At 66.2% G+C, this 14633-nt stretch carries 12 protein-coding genes, 1 pseudogene and 1 riboswitch; of the genes and pseudogenes, 6 read left to right on the top strand and 7 right to left on the bottom strand.

Going from position 1 to position 14633, the window contains the following annotated elements:
• Positions 1-20 precede the first annotated feature (20 nt).
• Complete coding sequence (gene tilS / locus N0D28_RS07855; protein ID WP_260561807.1) at positions 21-1670, top strand: tRNA lysidine(34) synthetase TilS; 1650 nt, start codon at positions 21-23, stop codon at positions 1668-1670.
• An 81-nt stretch (positions 1671-1751) separates the two neighbouring features.
• Positions 1752-3128 (top strand): HD-GYP domain-containing protein, encoded by a 1377-nt coding sequence (locus tag N0D28_RS07860; RefSeq protein WP_260561808.1) that lies wholly within the window; start codon positions 1752-1754, stop codon positions 3126-3128.
• Positions 3129-3213: 85 nt separating this feature from the next.
• Here N0D28_RS07860 and N0D28_RS07865 read toward each other — a convergent pair whose 3' ends face one another.
• Positions 3214-3363, bottom strand: coding sequence for a hypothetical protein (locus N0D28_RS07865; RefSeq protein ID WP_260561809.1), 150 nt, complete (start codon positions 3361-3363; stop codon positions 3214-3216).
• Between the two features lie 265 nt (positions 3364-3628).
• Here N0D28_RS07865 and N0D28_RS07870 point away from each other — a divergent pair, with 265 nt between their 5' ends.
• Both N0D28_RS07870 and N0D28_RS07875 read left to right on the top strand, forming a co-directional pair.
• A complete protein-coding gene (locus tag N0D28_RS07870; RefSeq protein WP_425556181.1) occupies positions 3629-6229 on the top strand; it encodes a U32 family peptidase in 2601 nt (866 codons plus the stop codon).
• Between the two features lie 249 nt (positions 6230-6478).
• Complete coding sequence (locus N0D28_RS07875) at positions 6479-7147, top strand: DUF402 domain-containing protein (RefSeq protein WP_260561810.1); 669 nt, start codon at positions 6479-6481, stop codon at positions 7145-7147.
• A 24-nt stretch (positions 7148-7171) separates the two neighbouring features.
• Here the strand turns inward: N0D28_RS07875 and N0D28_RS07880 are convergent, their stop codons facing one another.
• From N0D28_RS07880 to N0D28_RS07900, 5 genes are all read right to left on the bottom strand, one after another.
• The gene (locus tag N0D28_RS07880; RefSeq protein WP_376777662.1) at positions 7172-8158 is read right to left on the bottom strand and encodes a homoserine O-acetyltransferase family protein; all 987 of its coding nucleotides are present in this window, start codon (positions 8156-8158) and stop codon (positions 7172-7174) included.
• Positions 8155-9480 (bottom strand): O-acetylhomoserine aminocarboxypropyltransferase/cysteine synthase family protein, encoded by a 1326-nt coding sequence (locus N0D28_RS07885; RefSeq protein WP_260561811.1) that lies wholly within the window; start codon positions 9478-9480, stop codon positions 8155-8157. Before N0D28_RS07885 ends, N0D28_RS07880 begins: the two co-directional genes overlap by 4 nt.
• Before the next feature lie 101 nt (positions 9481-9581).
• A riboswitch (SAM riboswitch) is annotated at positions 9582-9711 on the bottom strand.
• A gap of 114 nt (positions 9712-9825) precedes the next feature.
• Positions 9826-10197 (bottom strand): hypothetical protein, encoded by a 372-nt coding sequence (locus N0D28_RS07890; protein WP_260561812.1) that lies wholly within the window; start codon positions 10195-10197, stop codon positions 9826-9828.
• Between the two features lie 128 nt (positions 10198-10325).
• Positions 10326-11066 (bottom strand): ABC transporter ATP-binding protein, encoded by a 741-nt coding sequence (locus N0D28_RS07895; RefSeq protein ID WP_260561813.1) that lies wholly within the window; start codon positions 11064-11066, stop codon positions 10326-10328.
• Positions 11067-11149: 83 nt separating this feature from the next.
• Positions 11150-12226 (bottom strand): ABC transporter permease, encoded by a 1077-nt coding sequence (locus N0D28_RS07900; protein ID WP_260558992.1) that lies wholly within the window; start codon positions 12224-12226, stop codon positions 11150-11152.
• 135 nt (positions 12227-12361) lie between these two features.
• Between N0D28_RS07900 and N0D28_RS07905 the strand changes: the two genes are divergently transcribed.
• Together N0D28_RS07905 and N0D28_RS07910 are read left to right on the top strand one after the other, a co-directional pair.
• Positions 12362-12916 carry a PadR family transcriptional regulator gene (locus tag N0D28_RS07905; RefSeq protein ID WP_260558993.1) on the top strand — a complete coding sequence of 185 codons (555 nt, stop codon included), beginning with the start codon at positions 12362-12364 and terminating at the stop codon, positions 12914-12916.
• An 85-nt stretch (positions 12917-13001) separates the two neighbouring features.
• Positions 13002-13956 (top strand): annotated as a pseudogene (locus N0D28_RS07910) (IS630 family transposase).
• Between the two features lie 8 nt (positions 13957-13964).
• Here N0D28_RS07910 and N0D28_RS07915 read toward each other — a convergent pair.
• A complete protein-coding gene (locus N0D28_RS07915) occupies positions 13965-14573 on the bottom strand; it encodes a porin family protein (RefSeq protein ID WP_260558994.1) in 609 nt (202 codons plus the stop codon).
• Positions 14574-14633 lie beyond the last annotated feature (60 nt).

The following is a 14633-nucleotide window of genomic DNA, read 5'->3' on the forward strand; positions in this document are numbered from 1 at the left end:
CTGACCTATGATGGCGCGAGATGCCTCCGGCCCGCGCCCTCCTGACGCCTCTGCTGGCCCCACTGCGCCACTACGCCCAGGCCCTCTCCGGGCCGCTGGTGGTGGGTGTCTCGGGCGGAGCTGACAGCGTGGCCCTGTTGCGGGCGCTGCTGCTCGTCGGCGCGTCGCCCGTTGTGGCCCACCTCGACCACCAGCTCCGGCCCGAATCGGCTGCCGACGCCGAGTGGGTGGCGGCGCTGTGCCGGGACCTGGGTGTGCCGTGTGAGCTGGGGCGCGCTCCGGTGGCGCGGGTGGCCGAGCAGCGCGGCTGGACCACCGAGGAAGCGGCGCGGCGGCTGCGCTACGATTTTCTGGCGCGGGTGGCCCGGCAACGCGGGCTGAAGCTGATCCTGACGGCGCATACCCGGAACGACCAGGCCGAGACGGTGCTGTGGCAAGTGCTGCGCGGCGAGGCGGTCCTCAGCGGGATCGCCCCGGTACGGGGAGCGCTGCGCCGTCCCTGGCTGGGCGTCAGCCGGGGGCAGATCACGGCAGCCCTCGACGCCTGGCAGCAGACCTGGCGTGAGGATGCCAGCAACGCCGACACCAGCTATACCCGCAACTGGCTGCGCGCCGAGGTGATGCCGCCAATGCGTACCCGATTTCCAGGTCTGGACGAACGCCTTTCCCGCCTGGCCCGCCACCAGGCCGAGGACGATGCTGTGCTGAGCGATCTGGCTGGGCGCTTCACGTTGCACACGCCGCGCCGGGGGCAGTCTCAAGCACTGCTTCGGCGGCTGGTGCGCCGCGATCTGGTGGCGGCAGGTCTGACCTTCCACGCTGCGCACCTCGACGCGCTGGCCTCAGCCCTGTCACGCGGCGTCACCCATCATCTGAGCTTGCCCGCAGGCCGCGACATCAGCGTGATTGGCGGTCCCTTTCCCCGGCTGGAACTGCCCCGCTCGGATTCAGATCCGGCCCACGACTGGCTGCGTCCCGAATTTGCCTTTCCTCCTGACTGGACCCTGCGCCGCCGCCAGGCTGGGGACCGTATCCGTCTCAGCGCCGGCGAGCGCAAACTCAGCGACGTGCTGACCGATCTGCGGGTTCCCAGGGCCGAGCGTGACCGGCTGTGGCTGCTGGCTGGTCCCGCTGGTGTGCAGTGGCTCGGCATCCAGCCGCCGGTCTGGGCGCTGGGCGCGCGCGAGCAGGTCGACGGACCGCCGCTCAGCGGGCCTGAAGCGGACCACTACTTTATGGGCGAGGCGCTCAGACTGGCTGAGGCCGCTGCCCGTGCCGGTGAGGTGCCAGTAGGAGCGCTGGTGGTGCGCGGCACAGAGGTCATCGCCTCGGCGGCCAACCGCAGCCGCGAACTCGGCGACATGACCCGGCACGCCGAACTGGAAGCCCTCAGGCAGGCGGCCCAGGTGGCCGGGCCGTACCTGACTGGCTTCACCCTCTACGTGACCCTGGAGCCGTGCCCGATGTGTCTGGGCGCGGCGCTCGAAGCCCGGTTGGGGCGGCTGGTATACGGAGCCAGTAATCCCCGCGCTGGAGCGCTTGGCGGCGTCAGCGACCTGCTTGCGCACGCCTGGGGACACCCGCTGAGTGTCACGCCAGGCGTGAGGGCCGCCCAGGCCGCCCGGCTCTTGAAGGCGGCGTTTGCCGAATTCCGTGCTGCCGCGCCCTGAATTCGCCCCTGATCAGGAGCATGCGGAAACTGACGAAATTCTAACGTGAAGAAAAGTTAAGAGAGTGCTAAACTTGAAGCTGTGTCCGCATCCGCCGCTCCAGCCGCCCCGCCCTCGCCCGCTCCGCTGATTGTGCTGGCCTTACTGGCCGCAGGCGGCGTCGCCTACGGTGTCGTGTTGCGCAACACTCCGCTGATCGTGGGCATGACGGTACTGTGCGCCTCGCTCACCCAGCGGCTGGGGGGCCTGTGGAAGTGGCTGCCCATCGCGGTCTACGTGCTGGCTTTCACGGCCACGCTGGTGCTGGTCAAGACCAGGCCGGAGCCGTGGAGCCTGGCCGGAGCATTGGCGCTGATCCTGGGCCTGGGCCTGCTCTCGATCCGCGAAGGGTCCAAGGCCCGCGAAACCGAGTGGCTGCACGACACCGTCAAGGCGCTCGAAGAAGGCAGTGTCAAGCTGGGAGAGGCCCGCGACGCCGAGGCGATTATCCGTGCAGGCATCGCCATTCTGCAAAACCTGCGGGTGGCTCCCCACTTCGCCATGGTGGCTTACCGGCGCGGCACGCCGATGATTCTGGCGGCACGCGGGGCCTTCGAGCCGTTTATCGAGCAGCCGATTGTGCCCAGCGACAACGACAGCCGCAGTGTGCAGGCCGATCACTGGGTGGCCGAGGAAGTGCTGGCCTTACTGAAGCGCCCGCAGCGCAAAACGCAACTGGTGGTCAACATCTATGGCCGCGCCACCCAGCATCTGGGCCTCATCTTGCTGACCCGTGAGGACCGCGAGTTCGAGGCCGATGAGAAGTCGGTGGTCGAGTCGTTCGCCCGCTTCCTGGGCGCGCAGCTCGGTCAGGTCTACGCCATCCGCGAACTGCGCGACGCCAACGACCTGACCCTCAAGGCGCTCGGCTCGGCCCTGGAGCACCGCGACGACGACACTGGCGGTCACACCCAGCGGGTCATGACCCTGGCGCTGCGGCTGGCGGCCCGGCTCGGCTGGGACGACGAGCGCCTCAAGGCGGTGCGCTGGGGCGCATACCTGCACGATCTGGGCAAGATTGCCGTACCGGACGCCATCCTGCACAAGCGCGGCCCCCTCGACCCCAACGAGCGCGCCTCAATGCAGCGCCACGTCACCATCGGCTACGACATGCTCCAGGATCTCCACTTCCTGCCTGCCGAGACGCTCGATCTGGTGCGCTACCACCACGAGCGCTGGGACGGCGGCGGCTATCCCAGTGGGCTGCGCGGCCAGGACATTCCCGACGCTGCCCGGCTGTTTTCGATCATCGACGTGTACGACGCCCTGGTCAACGCCCGGCCCTACAAGCCCGCCTGGAGCCGTGAGCGCGCCCTCCAAGAGTTGCGCCGTCAGTCTGGCAGCCAGTTCGACCCGCAGTTCGTGGACGCTTTCCTGAGAATGATGTCCGAGCAGGACGACGCCAAGCTGGTGCGCTGAGACGAAACTTCAGAGACAGAACGCAGTCGAAAAAGTCGGGCGCTTCTCAACAGAGAAGCGCCCTTCTTGAGTTCCAGATTTAGGCTTATTCGGCGGGGCGTCGCTGGCTCAGGCGGTCCGAAACGCGGCGTACCCAGCGGTCCAGGCGGCTCGGCGTGGGCCTGGGTGAAATGTGGTGGCCCGGTGCGGCTTGCAACTGGGCTTTGGTGATGAGGTCGAGGTCGGACTGGTACATGAAGCCAGTCTGCTCTTTTAACTGTCGCCGCATCATGACTTGACTGACAGATCACATGGTCAAAGCCGATCCTTGATTAAAATTTCAAATGAAACTATCAATGTTCGAGCGATTTATTTAATTCCGTGTTCTCGGCGACTCCGTGGCCTGGCTATCGCCGTGAACCTGGCATTTGAAAAGTCGGGGCCTGGTACGCGGCCAATTTTGCCGCTTTTCCGCTCTGGCTCACCCTGCTTCCCGGCCTCGCCCGCTACACTGATTTGTTATGCCCAGCCTCGTCAAGCCCAGTGCCACCGAACCCAGCCACCTGTCCGCCCGCTTTAAGCCCGAGGTCATGAGTCCAGTGGGCGGCTGGCCGCAACTGCGCGCCGCCGTGGAAGCCGGAGCCGACGCGGTGTTTTTTGGCGTGGAGGCTTTTCACGCGCGGGCCAAGGTGGGCTTCAGCAATGAGGAGCTGCCCGAGATCATGCGCTTCCTTCACGAGCGCGGTGTCAAAGGCTACGTCACCTTCAACGTGCTGATCTTCGACCGTGAGCTGCGGGCGGCCGAGGCGCAACTGCTGCACCTCTCCGCATGCGGGGTCGACGCCATCATCGTGCAGGACCTCGGCGTGGCGCGTCTGGCCGCCGAAGTGGTGCCGGACCTGCCGATTCACGGCTCCACCCAGATGAGCATCACGTCCGCCGAGGGCGCGCAGCTCGCCCGGCGCTTCGGGGCCAGCCGGGTGGTGCTGGGGCGCGAGCTGAGCCTGAAGGACATTGCCCGCATCCGCGCTGACACCGATGTCGAGCTGGAAACCTTCGTGCACGGCGCGCTGTGCGTCAGCTACTCGGGGCAGTGCTTTTCGAGCGAGGCCTGGGGCGGGCGCAGCGCCAACCGGGGCCAGTGTGCCCAGGCCTGCCGTTTGCCTTACGATCTGTTCGTCGACGGCGTGCGGCGCGACCTCGGTGACGCCCGTTACCTGCTCTCGCCCGGCGACCTCTACGCGCTGCATCAGGTGCCGGAACTGGTCGAGATCGGCGTGCATTGCCTCAAGATCGAGGGCCGCTACAAGGACGCCGAATACGTGGCGCTGACCACCGCCGCTTACCGTCAGGCCGTGGACGAGGCCTGGGCCGGGCTGCCGCTGAGCATCACGCCTCAGCAGGAGCAGGATCTGGAGCAGGTCTACTCGCGGGGCCTGGGGCCGCACTTCATGGCCGGAACCAACCACCAGACCGTCGTGCGGGGCCGTGCGCCGCGCCACCGGGGTGTGCGGGTCGGCACGGTGAAAGCGCTGACGCCGCGCGGGGTGGTCGTGTCTCTCAGCGAGACCCTCAAGCCCGGCGACGGCCTGGTGTTCGACGCGGCCAACTGGCGGGCCCCCGAGGGCCGCGAGGAGGGCGGCTTTCTGTACGGCGGCTGGAGTTACGGTGGCGGGCAGGCCGGGCAGCAGGTGGAGGTGCTGAGCGCCGGGCAGGACATCGAACTGCGCTTTGCCAGAGGAGCGGTCAACCCCGAGCGGGTGCGGCCCGGCGACTGGGTGTGGCGCACCCACGATCCGGCCCTGGACGCCCGCGTGCGCCCGCTCCTGGAGAGCGCCGATCCGCTCTACACCCGCCCGCTGACGATGCACTTCGTGGGCCGGGTGGGGGAGAGGCCCAGCCTGATGCTCACCGACGAGGCGGGCCGCCGCGTAAGCGTGACCGGCGAGGCGGTGCTCTCCGAAGCCAGAAACCGGGCGCTGGACGAGGCCAGCTTGTGCGAGCAGCTCGGCAGGCTGGGCGGCACGCCGTACCACCTGAGCGAATTGACGGCGGAGCTGGTCGGTGCGGGTTTCTTGCCGGTCAGCGCCCTGAACGCCCTGCGCCGTGAGGCCACTGCGCGCCTCAGCGAGCTGCGTGGGCAAGCGCCGCAGCGCCGTGCCAACCCGCTTCTGGACGTCAGCAGCGGTCCTGCTCCCCGTGTTCCGGCCAGCCAAGAGCCGCGTCTGCACCTGCTGGTCCGCACCCCGGTGCAACTCGAAGCCGCCATCGCGGCCCGGCCTGCGAGCATCACCCTCGATTACCTCGAACTCTACGGGCTCAAGCCCAGCGTCGAGCAGGTGCAGCAGGCGGGCATCGCGGTGCGGGTCGCCAGCCCGCGCATCCTCAAGCCCAGCGAGCAGAACCTCCAGAAGTTCCTGCTCTCGCTGGGGGCCGAGCTGCTGGTGCGCTCCGGCGGCTTGCTGGAAGGCTTGCAGGACACCCCGAACCGGCCTGCCCTGACTGGCGACTTCAGCTTGAACGCCGCCAATGCCCTGAGCACCCGCGCGCTGCTGGCGCTGGGCTTGGAGCGGGTCACGCCCACACACGACCTCAACGCCGAGCAGATTACGGATCTTGCCGGGCTGGTGGGGCCGGACAAGCTCGAAGTGATCGCCTACGGCCACCTGCCGGTCTTCCACACCGAGCACTGCGTGTTCTGCCGCTTCCTGAGCAGCGGCACCGATTACACCAACTGCGGCCACCCCTGCGAGTCGCACCAACTCGCCCTGCGCGACGAGCGCGGTCACCTGCACCCAGTGATGGCTGACGTGGGCTGCCGCAACACGGTCTTTGAGGGGCGTGCCCAGAGTGGGGCGGCGCACCTGCGCGAGTGGCTCGGTAAGGGGCTGTGTGAGTTCCGCCTCGAATTCGTCCACGAGAGCGCTGCCGAGGTCGCGGAAGTGGTCGCCGCCCACCGCACCTTCTTTGCGGGCCGCATCAGCGCTGCCGAACTGGCCGGGCGATTGGCCGCCGTCGGCCCCGGCAGCACCGAGGGCAGCTTCTATGTGCCGGGCGACTTCGGAGCTGGTCTGCCCGCGCCCGACGCTTTCGCTGGATTGCTGGCCCTGCCGGTGCTATAAGCCGAAGAGAACGAACCGCCGCCCGGTCTGCTGGGCGGCGGTTCGGACTTGATGCCTTCTGCCCCGAGTGGGCGCTGCTCTAGAACTCGTTGGCAGTGCACGGCACGTGGTTGAGACCCGCGTAGACCGTCCCTGTACCAACGGTGGACACGTTTGCTACGCCGCCGAAGTGTTCATGGTTGGTCGGAAGTCTACACAGCTTCCCGTCTCCGGGTCACGCGGCCCCGGAGGTGACCTGTACTGTAGGTTATGCCGACTGACGCGCCGCCGAGAACCCGCCACCCGGACGCTGGCGCACGCGCCGTTCAAGCCAAACCGTTCCCAATAGAATCAACCCCGGCCAAGCCACCCAAGGTCGAGCGCCACGACCTCGCCCGGCGCGAACACCACACCAACACTGGGATTCGCGCCGTCGAGCGGTATCACGTGCATGCGGCGGGGCTGGCGGTGGTTCGCCCGTTCAAGGCCCACCCGCGCATCCGCGCCTGGCAGGCCCATCTGCTGCCCGCGCTGGGGTTGCAGGTCTGCCGCTACGAGTTTCACGGCCCGCGTGAGCACGACTACTACATCGATCTGGCGACCATCACCGAGGCAGGCGGGATCTGGACCCTGACCGATCATTACCTGGATGTGCTGGTGTGGCATGGCCTGCGCGCCGAGCTGATTGACGAGGACGAGTTCCTGGCCGCCGTGCGGGCGGGGTATCTCAGCGCCGCGCAGGCCCAGGCCGTGCAGGCCCAGGCCCAGGCGCTACTGCGCGGGCTGGCCGAGCACGGCCACGATGTTCAGGCGTATCTGGCGGCGCGGGGCGTGCGCCTGTCCTGGGTTGACCAGAACCGGGCCGATTGGGACGGGACAGATGAGATCGGTGCAGACCAGGGCTGGGAGCCGGACCGGACGCTGGTGGGTCAGGGCTGAGGGCTGGTTTCCGCCCGGCAGCGTTCAACCTTCCAGAAACGCCTTTACCTGCTCGTCCAGTGCCGAAGCGTCCATCAGAAAGGCGTCGTGGCCGTGCGGACTCTCCAGTTCCCAGTAGATCGCGTTACGAAGCCGCCCGGCCTGCTCGCGCACTTCCCAGGCCGGATAGAGCTGGTCGCTGGAGATGCCCACCACCAGCGTTCGCGTCTGCATCAGGTTCAGTTCGGCGTTGGTCAGTTGAAACCGGTCCATTGCGTTCGTGAGCGCCAGATAGCTGCGCTCGCAAAAGCGGTCGGCCAGTTTCTGGCCCTGGTATTCGAGGTACGTGCTGATGGCTGCCTGGCCCGCCCGGCGGGAACTCGGCCCGGCCTGGGTCTGGGCGAAGCTCTGCGGACTGCGGTAACTCAGCATGGCGATCTGGCGGGCGACTTGCAGCCCCGCGCCGCCGGGGGCTGCCAGAATGGCGCTGCGGGCCGCCGTGTTCAGCCCGGTGGCCCAGGGCGAATGCCGCGCTGGCGCGCCGATGATGACCGCCTTGTTCACCAGATCGGGAAAGGTGTTGAGCCAGGCATAGGCCTGCATCCCGCCCATGCTGCCGCCCACCACGCTGACGCGCTCCACGCCGAGGTGGCGCAGCAGTTCACGCTGAAGGCACACCATGTCGCGCAGCGATAGTTCGTCGGTGCCCAGCTCGGCGGGACCACTCGTGCCCGTACAGCCGCCCAGCACATTGCTGCACACGATGAAGTCGCGCCCCGAATCGAGGGCCTGGCCCGCTCCGAAGAGGCCCGGCCACCACTGATGCACCGCGCTGTCGCCGGTCAGGGCATGTAGCACCAGCACGGCGTCGCGGCTGGGAGTGCCGTAGGTGTGGTAGGCCACTCGCACGTCGCTGACGACCTGCCCACTGTCGAGCAGCAGCGGCGTGGTCCCAAACAGAACCGCCGAACATCGCTGCGGCGCTTCACCCAGCGGCGCAAAGGTGCGGGGAGCCGCCTCCAGCGCCGTCACACCGACTCCGGCTCCGGCACGCCCACCATCGCCTGCGCGAAGTCTTCCTTGATGTCCTCAAAGTGCTCGATGCCCACCGAGACCCGTACCAGGCCGGGGGTCACGCCCGCCAGGGTTTGCGCGCCCTCGTCGAGCTGCGAGTGGGTGGTGCTGGCCGGGTGAATGACCAGGGTCTTGGTGTCGCCCACGTTGGCAACGTGCTGCGCCAGCTTGACCCGCTCGATGAACGCCTCACCTGCTGCCCTGCCGCCCTTCAGTTCGAAGGTTAGGACGCCGCCCGCGCCGCGTGGCAGATATTTCTTGGCCCGCTCGAAGTGGGGGTGCTCCTCCAGGCCCGGATAGGTGACCTTGCTGACTTCTGGCTGCTCTCTGAGCCACCGGGCCAGTGCCAGGGTGTTCTGGGCGTGACGCTCACCGCGCAGGGAGAGGGTCTCCAGACCCTGAATGAAATTCCAGGCCTGCTGCGGCGCGAGGGTCGGCCCCAGATCGCGCAGGCCCTCGGTGCGGGCGCGCAAAATGAAGGCCAGATTGGGGAGACCCAGCGCGTTGCCCTCGCCGAAGACGGTCCAGAAGTTCAGGCCGTGATAGCTGGGGCTGGGGGCCGTCATCAGCGGATAGCGCCCGTTGCCCCAGTCGAATTTGCCGCCGTCCACGATGACGCCGCCGATGCCGTTGCCGTGCCCGCCGATCCACTTGGACGCGCTCTCGACCAGAATGTCCGCGCCGTGCTTGAGCGGCTGGCAGAAAAATCCGCCTGCGCCGAAGGTATTGTCCACGATCACGGCCACACCTTTGGCGTGTGCGGCGGCCGCAACCCCCTCAAAGTCGGGCACGTTGAGCGCCGGGTTGCCGATGGTTTCCAGGTACACGGCGCGGGTCCTGTCGTCGATCAGGGCGGCGATTTCTTCTGGCGTTTCCTGGCTGGATGTAAAGCGGACCTCAATGCCCAGCCGGGCCAGCGTCACCTTGAACTGGTTGACCGTGCCGCCATAGAGATTCGGCGTGCTGACGATGTTGTCCCCGGTCTGGGCCAGCGTGGTGATCGCCAGAAACTGAGCGGCGTGGCCGCTGGCGACGGCCAGCGCGCCCACGCCGCCTTCCAGCGCGGCCACCCGCTGCTCGAACACGTCGGTGGTGGGGTTCATGATCCGCGAGTAGATGTTGCCGAACGCCTGCAAACCGAACAACTTGGCGGCGTGCTCCGCCGATTCGAAAACGTAACTGTTGGTGTTGTAGATCGGCACGGCCTGCGCGCCCGTTGCGGGGTCGGGTTTCTGTCCGGCGTGCACTTGCAGGGTCTCGAAGCGCTGGGTATTCGTCATGGGTTGACCTCCGGGTGGGTCTGAGAAATTCTCCGGGGCCAACAAAAAGCCCCTCGCCTGACTGGAGGGAGGGAAGCGTCATGGGTACGCTGGGAGCCCTGCCCTTATCGTTCCCACCTCGCCGTTATCGTTAACGCCTGCGCTGTGGGGTATGGAAAGCACCGCTGCCGTGATGAGGGCCGGTTGCTGCGCCGTCGTCGAGCCAGTTCTCTCGGGCGCTCTGGATAAGAGTGTTCGTGCTGCCGTGCAACTTGCGGCCTTCGCAACTTGTCGCCGGGTGGTCAGGAACGTCGGGCATCTTAGCGTGTGGGGGGCGGGGGGGTCAACTGGGCAGCGGTTCGGCAATCAGGCGGCGCGTGCCCGCTGCGCCCGGCCCGCGATGACCTCGCCCAGGCCGATGGCCCCGACACCCAGCAGCAGGTGAAACACCTGAATGATCCAGTGGAGGTCGCCGGGCAGCATCTTGAGCTGTGAGCTGCCGACGCCCGGCACGACCAGGCTCCAGATGATTGCCGTGACCAGCAGGCCCGGCGCGACACGCTGCCCGAAGCCAAGGATGGCCATCAGCAGCAGGGCGATGGACACCACATAGCCCAGTCCCTGGTGGGCGCTCAGCAGGCCGTAGCCGCTGCCGCCCCAGAAGATCAGGCCCATGCCCAGGGCGACGATACCGGCGACGCGAATGATCCAGCGGAGAATGGGAATGGCGGTGTTCATGGTGACTCCTGTTGAGGCAAGGTTGAAATGGGGGGGCGGGGCAGGCGGTGGTCTGGACGCGGGGAAACTGGACTTATGGTAGGCGCTTGGTGCCGGGAAAGTCAGGGACGTTTTTCGCTTGGCGTTGGTTACTCACCCGCCGACAGTCGCCCGTCGACGATGCTTACCACCCGGTCACACAAGTCCAGCACGCGCTCGTCGTGGGTGACCATTACGGCGGCCCTACCGTGTTCGTGGACCTGCTGGGCGATCAGCTCGACCACCTCGCGGCCCCGGACGCTGTCGAGGCTGGCCGTCGGCTCGTCGGCCAGGATCAGTTGCGGGTCGTTCATCAGGGCGCGGGCGATGGCGACACGCTGGCGCTGCCCGCCGCTGAGGGCGTCGGGGAAGTGCCGGGCGCGCTCGGTCAGCCCCAGCAGTTTGAGCAGGTCCTCCGCCTTCTGCCGGGCATCCCGTCCATCCTCACCGGCCAGATGCGGCACCAGGGTGAGCTGCTCGCGGACGTTCAGGTAAGGAATCAGATTGCTGCTCTGAAGGACGAAGCCGAGGTGTTTCAGGCGGAAGGCGGGCAGTGCCGCGTCGGAGAGAGAGATCAGATCCTGCCCAGCAATCATCACCTGACCGGAGCTGGGCCGCAGGAGCGCCCCGGCAATCGAGAGGAAGGTGCTCTTGCCACTTCCCGAGGGACCGTTGACGGCCACCAGTTCGCCGGGCCGGACCATCAGCGTGGCTGGATGTAGGGCGGTGATGGTGCCGTCACCGTCGCCGTAGGTCTTGCTGACACCCTGGAGCGAGAGGATCGGGGCGTTCAGGGCGGCGGCAGCGTGGGAGACGGAAGCAGTCTGTGGACGGTCAATGGTGAGGGTCATGATGGACTCCTGGGAAGGGGAGAGAAGGGCAGAAGAACAGTTGGGAACTTCAAGCGAGAAGGGGCCTGTGGCCCCTTCCGACTTCAGGTCACGGTGCCGATGGCGATCAGCGGATCAACCTTGGCGACTGTGCGCAGGCTCAGCAAGCTGCTCAGGGCGGCCACCACGATCAACAGGGCCGAGGCCGCGAGCAGGGTGGGCAGCGTCAGGGTGAAGGGAATCCCGGCGGGCAGCAGATTCACCAGCCCCAGGGTGACCAGGGCGGCGATCAGCACGGCAACGACGGTCAGCAGCAGCATCTGCGCGACCAGGCTGCCCGCCAGGGTGCGGGTGCTGGCCCCGATGGCCTTGAGCAGTCCGAACTGAGGCGTCTTCTGGAGGGTCAGCACGTAGAAGAACACAGCCATCACGAAGGCAGCGACGACCACCAGGAACACCTGGATCATGGTCAGGCTGCCCTGCTCTTCCTTGTAACCCGGTAGAACCTGAAGGGCCTGGGCACGGGTAAAGACGCTGAGGCCGCTCAGTGCGCCGACCTTGCTGGCCACTCCAGCATCGGTCTTGAGGGCCACGGCGCTGACGCTGCCCTGGCTGCGAGGGTTGAGCGCCTGCCAGCGGCTGAGCGTCACGAACATCACCGGCTGGTGGTTGAGCCGGGCGGACCGGGTGAATCCCAGGACCTTGAGTGTTTCGCCGCCGGGCTTGAGAATCAGCGTGTCACCGAGCTTCACGCCGTCTTTCTGGAGGGAGCTGTCCACGACGGCCCCCGCAGTGCTGGCGGTCAGGGCCTGGCCGTCCGTTACTTTCGGAGCCAGAAAGCTGGCCGGATCGATGCCGAGCAGCACACCGCTGAGTTGCTTATCGCCGTTACTGAAGCTGGCGAAGCTCTGGGCCAGCGGCGTGCTGGCGCTCCCGGCAGCAGCGGTGATGCGCTGAACGTCCGCCTTGCTCAGGAAGGAGCGGGTGAACACGCCCTCGGCGTCGCGGGTGGTGACGAAGTAACTGGCGGGAGTCTCGATCAGCAGCGCGGCGTTGTCGTGGGCCAGACCACGCGTCAGGCCGGTCAGCATAAAGACCATGAAGGCGATCAGGGCGACGATGCCGCCGATGAGGACGGAGCGGAAGCGGTAATGCTGGAGTTCGCGTAGGGCGAGGAACATGAGGCTCCTTAAAGAATGAATGAGGGGATAGGGGGAGGCGGCTATATTCCTGTTGTGACTAGTCATACTGGACTATTTCAACTCTGACTTTAAGCTCGCTTGCCAGAATAGTCAAGCCTGGACTAGTCTGGAGATATGACCACAGACCCGAACACCCTGTTGCTGCTTGGCCTGCTCAAAGGGCAGCGCCAGCACGGGTACCAGCTCAACGAGTTCATCGAACGCAATCTGGGCCGCTTCACCACGCTCAAGAAAGCCACCGCCTACGCGGCCCTTGACCGGCTGGAAAAGCAGGGCTGGATTGAGGCGACCACCGAGCAGGAAGGCAACCGTCCGGCCCGGCGCGTGTACGGCCTGACGCCCGGCGGCGAGCAGCAGTTTTTCGCGCTGCTGCGTGCCCACCTCAGCCGCCCCGAGCCGGTGGCCTTCTACGGTGACCTGGGGATGATGTTCGTCAATCAGTTGCCGCCTGCGGAGGTCAAGCGCCTGCTGTCCGAGCGTCGGGAGAGCCTGGAGATACAGATCGCGGGCCTGGAGCGGGTGCCCACCCATGAGGGGGCCTTTGGGCAAGGCCTCTTCGGGGTTGATCTGGCCATCTCACGTCAGCTTGCGCTGCTGAGGGCCGATCGGCAGTGGCTGTCCCAGACCCTGGGTGGCCTGCCGGACGGGTTCTCGGAAGGAGAGATCTGAGGACATACCGTCTTCCTCACTCGCTCCGTTCGGTAAAGCTAAAGTCTTACAAGGAGATACCTAGAGCATTTGCCATAATAAATTCGTGAATACAGCCGGGGTACGTGGGTACAGCTTGGAGCTTCGGACTCGGATTGTCGCGCTGGTCCTGGGCGGCGCTTCGCCGAACGAAGCGGCACAGCACTTTTCTGTGCATGTCGACACGGTCAAAAGCTATCTGGAGCGGCATCGCCAGAACACTTTGCACGTCGTGGCTCAGCCGACGGGTCGTCACCGCACGGTGACGACCCACCATGAGCAACAGCTCTTAGCATAGCTCGAGACACACCAAGACGCGACCCTGCAAGAGCACGCGGACCTGCTGGAAGCCGCCACCGGGCTGAGGGTCAGTTTCAAAACAGTCGACCGGGTGTTTCGCCGTCATAAGATCATCCATAAAAAAAACGCTGGTCGCCAGAGAACGCTGTGAGGAACGACGTAGGCAGTTCCTCAACGATCTTGCACCCTATCTCCAACATCCTGAGCGCCTGGTGTTTCTCGACGAGAGCGGCTTTCACATCGCGATGACGCGGAGGTATGGGTGTGCTCCCAGCCATGAGCGTGCCGTTGATCAAGTGCCGAGAAATCATGGGCGAAATCAAACCTTGATCTGCGCACTGAGCTTGGCCGGGCCGCAAGCCGCCATCGTGATCGATGGCGCTTTGGATGGGGCAACGTTCGAGTGGTACGTCAGAGACATCCTCTGCCCCACACTTCAAAAGGGACAGGTCGTGGTGCTGGACAACCTCTCCTCGCACCACCGAGCGTCCATTCGGACGCTCATCGAAGCCCAGGGCTGCGAGATGCTGTTCACCTCACCGTACAGTCCAGATTTCAACCCGATTGAGCTGATGTTCTCCAAAATGAAAGCCCTGGTGCGCGGTGGTGCCTGGCGGGTCGTCCAAGATCTTCTCAACGCCATTGGCAACGCCCTGGACGCCGTGAAGCGGTTAGAGATCGAACACTGGTTTAAACACGCCCATCCCCAGATTCTATTGTGACAAATGCTCTAGAAGCGGTACTTGACGCCCAGCAGCGCCCTGAACACTGTACCGGGGCGCTCGGCGGTGGGCGTGGTCTGGCTGTTCTGGCTGACCTCTCCCTTGTTGCCGAAATACTGATCTAGGCCCAGTTCGGCAATGAAACTGAAGGTGTTGGTGAGCAGGTAGCCGATCTGCGCGCCCATGCCCAGGCCCGGAGCGCCGCTGGTCGTCTCGGTGGTCTGGTCGCCGGAACCGCTCAGACGCGAGATGATCTGACCGTAACGCAGCCCGCCGTAGAAGCTGGTCGCCACGCCCGGCATCGGCTGGCCGAAATCGTAGGTGGCGTCCAGACCGTAGGCCAAGAGGGTTCGGCGCGTCTGCTGCCCGTTCGCCTGCGGCTGATCGTTGCTGCTGCGGCTCAGGCTCAGACGCACACCGAGCGGCCCGGCCAGATCGGCGCGGCTGACCGACACCTGGCCGCTGCCGCCCGCCGCGTAGCCCCCGGTCAGGCCAACCTCGACGGTGCTCAGCAAGGGCGGACTGAAAACCGCGTTTGGCGAGACGGACGGCTGGGCACTGGCCGCAGCGGCGAGGCTGAGGCCAGCAGTGGCCAGCAACAAGCGGACGGCGTGCATACGCTACCCTGGCGCACCCGCCGAGCGCCGTGCTGAAAACGCTCTGAGGTGGCCTTCACA

The sequence above is a fragment of the Deinococcus rubellus genome (genome assembly GCF_025244745.1).
In the GTDB taxonomy this organism is placed as follows: domain Bacteria; phylum Deinococcota; class Deinococci; order Deinococcales; family Deinococcaceae; genus Deinococcus; species Deinococcus rubellus.

Coding starts and splice junctions, on each gene's coding strand:
- N0D28_RS07915 (WP_260558994.1), bottom strand. CDS start 14,573: ATGCACGCCGTCCGCTTGTTGCTGGCCACTGCTGGCCTCAGCCTCGCC.
- N0D28_RS07885 (WP_260561811.1), bottom strand. CDS start 9,480: ATGACGAATACCCAGCGCTTCGAGACCCTGCAAGTGCACGCCGGACAG.
- N0D28_RS07905 (WP_260558993.1), top strand. CDS start 12,362: ATGACCACAGACCCGAACACCCTGTTGCTGCTTGGCCTGCTCAAAGGG.
- N0D28_RS07890 (WP_260561812.1), bottom strand. CDS start 10,197: ATGAACACCGCCATTCCCATTCTCCGCTGGATCATTCGCGTCGCCGGT.
- tilS (WP_260561807.1), top strand. CDS start 21: ATGCCTCCGGCCCGCGCCCTCCTGACGCCTCTGCTGGCCCCACTGCGC.
- N0D28_RS07900 (WP_260558992.1), bottom strand. CDS start 12,226: ATGTTCCTCGCCCTACGCGAACTCCAGCATTACCGCTTCCGCTCCGTC.
- N0D28_RS07865 (WP_260561809.1), bottom strand. CDS start 3,363: ATGTACCAGTCCGACCTCGACCTCATCACCAAAGCCCAGTTGCAAGCC.
- N0D28_RS07875 (WP_260561810.1), top strand. CDS start 6,479: ATGCCGACTGACGCGCCGCCGAGAACCCGCCACCCGGACGCTGGCGCA.
- N0D28_RS07895 (WP_260561813.1), bottom strand. CDS start 11,066: ATGACCCTCACCATTGACCGTCCACAGACTGCTTCCGTCTCCCACGCT.
- N0D28_RS07870 (WP_425556181.1), top strand. CDS start 3,629: ATGCCCAGCCTCGTCAAGCCCAGTGCCACCGAACCCAGCCACCTGTCC.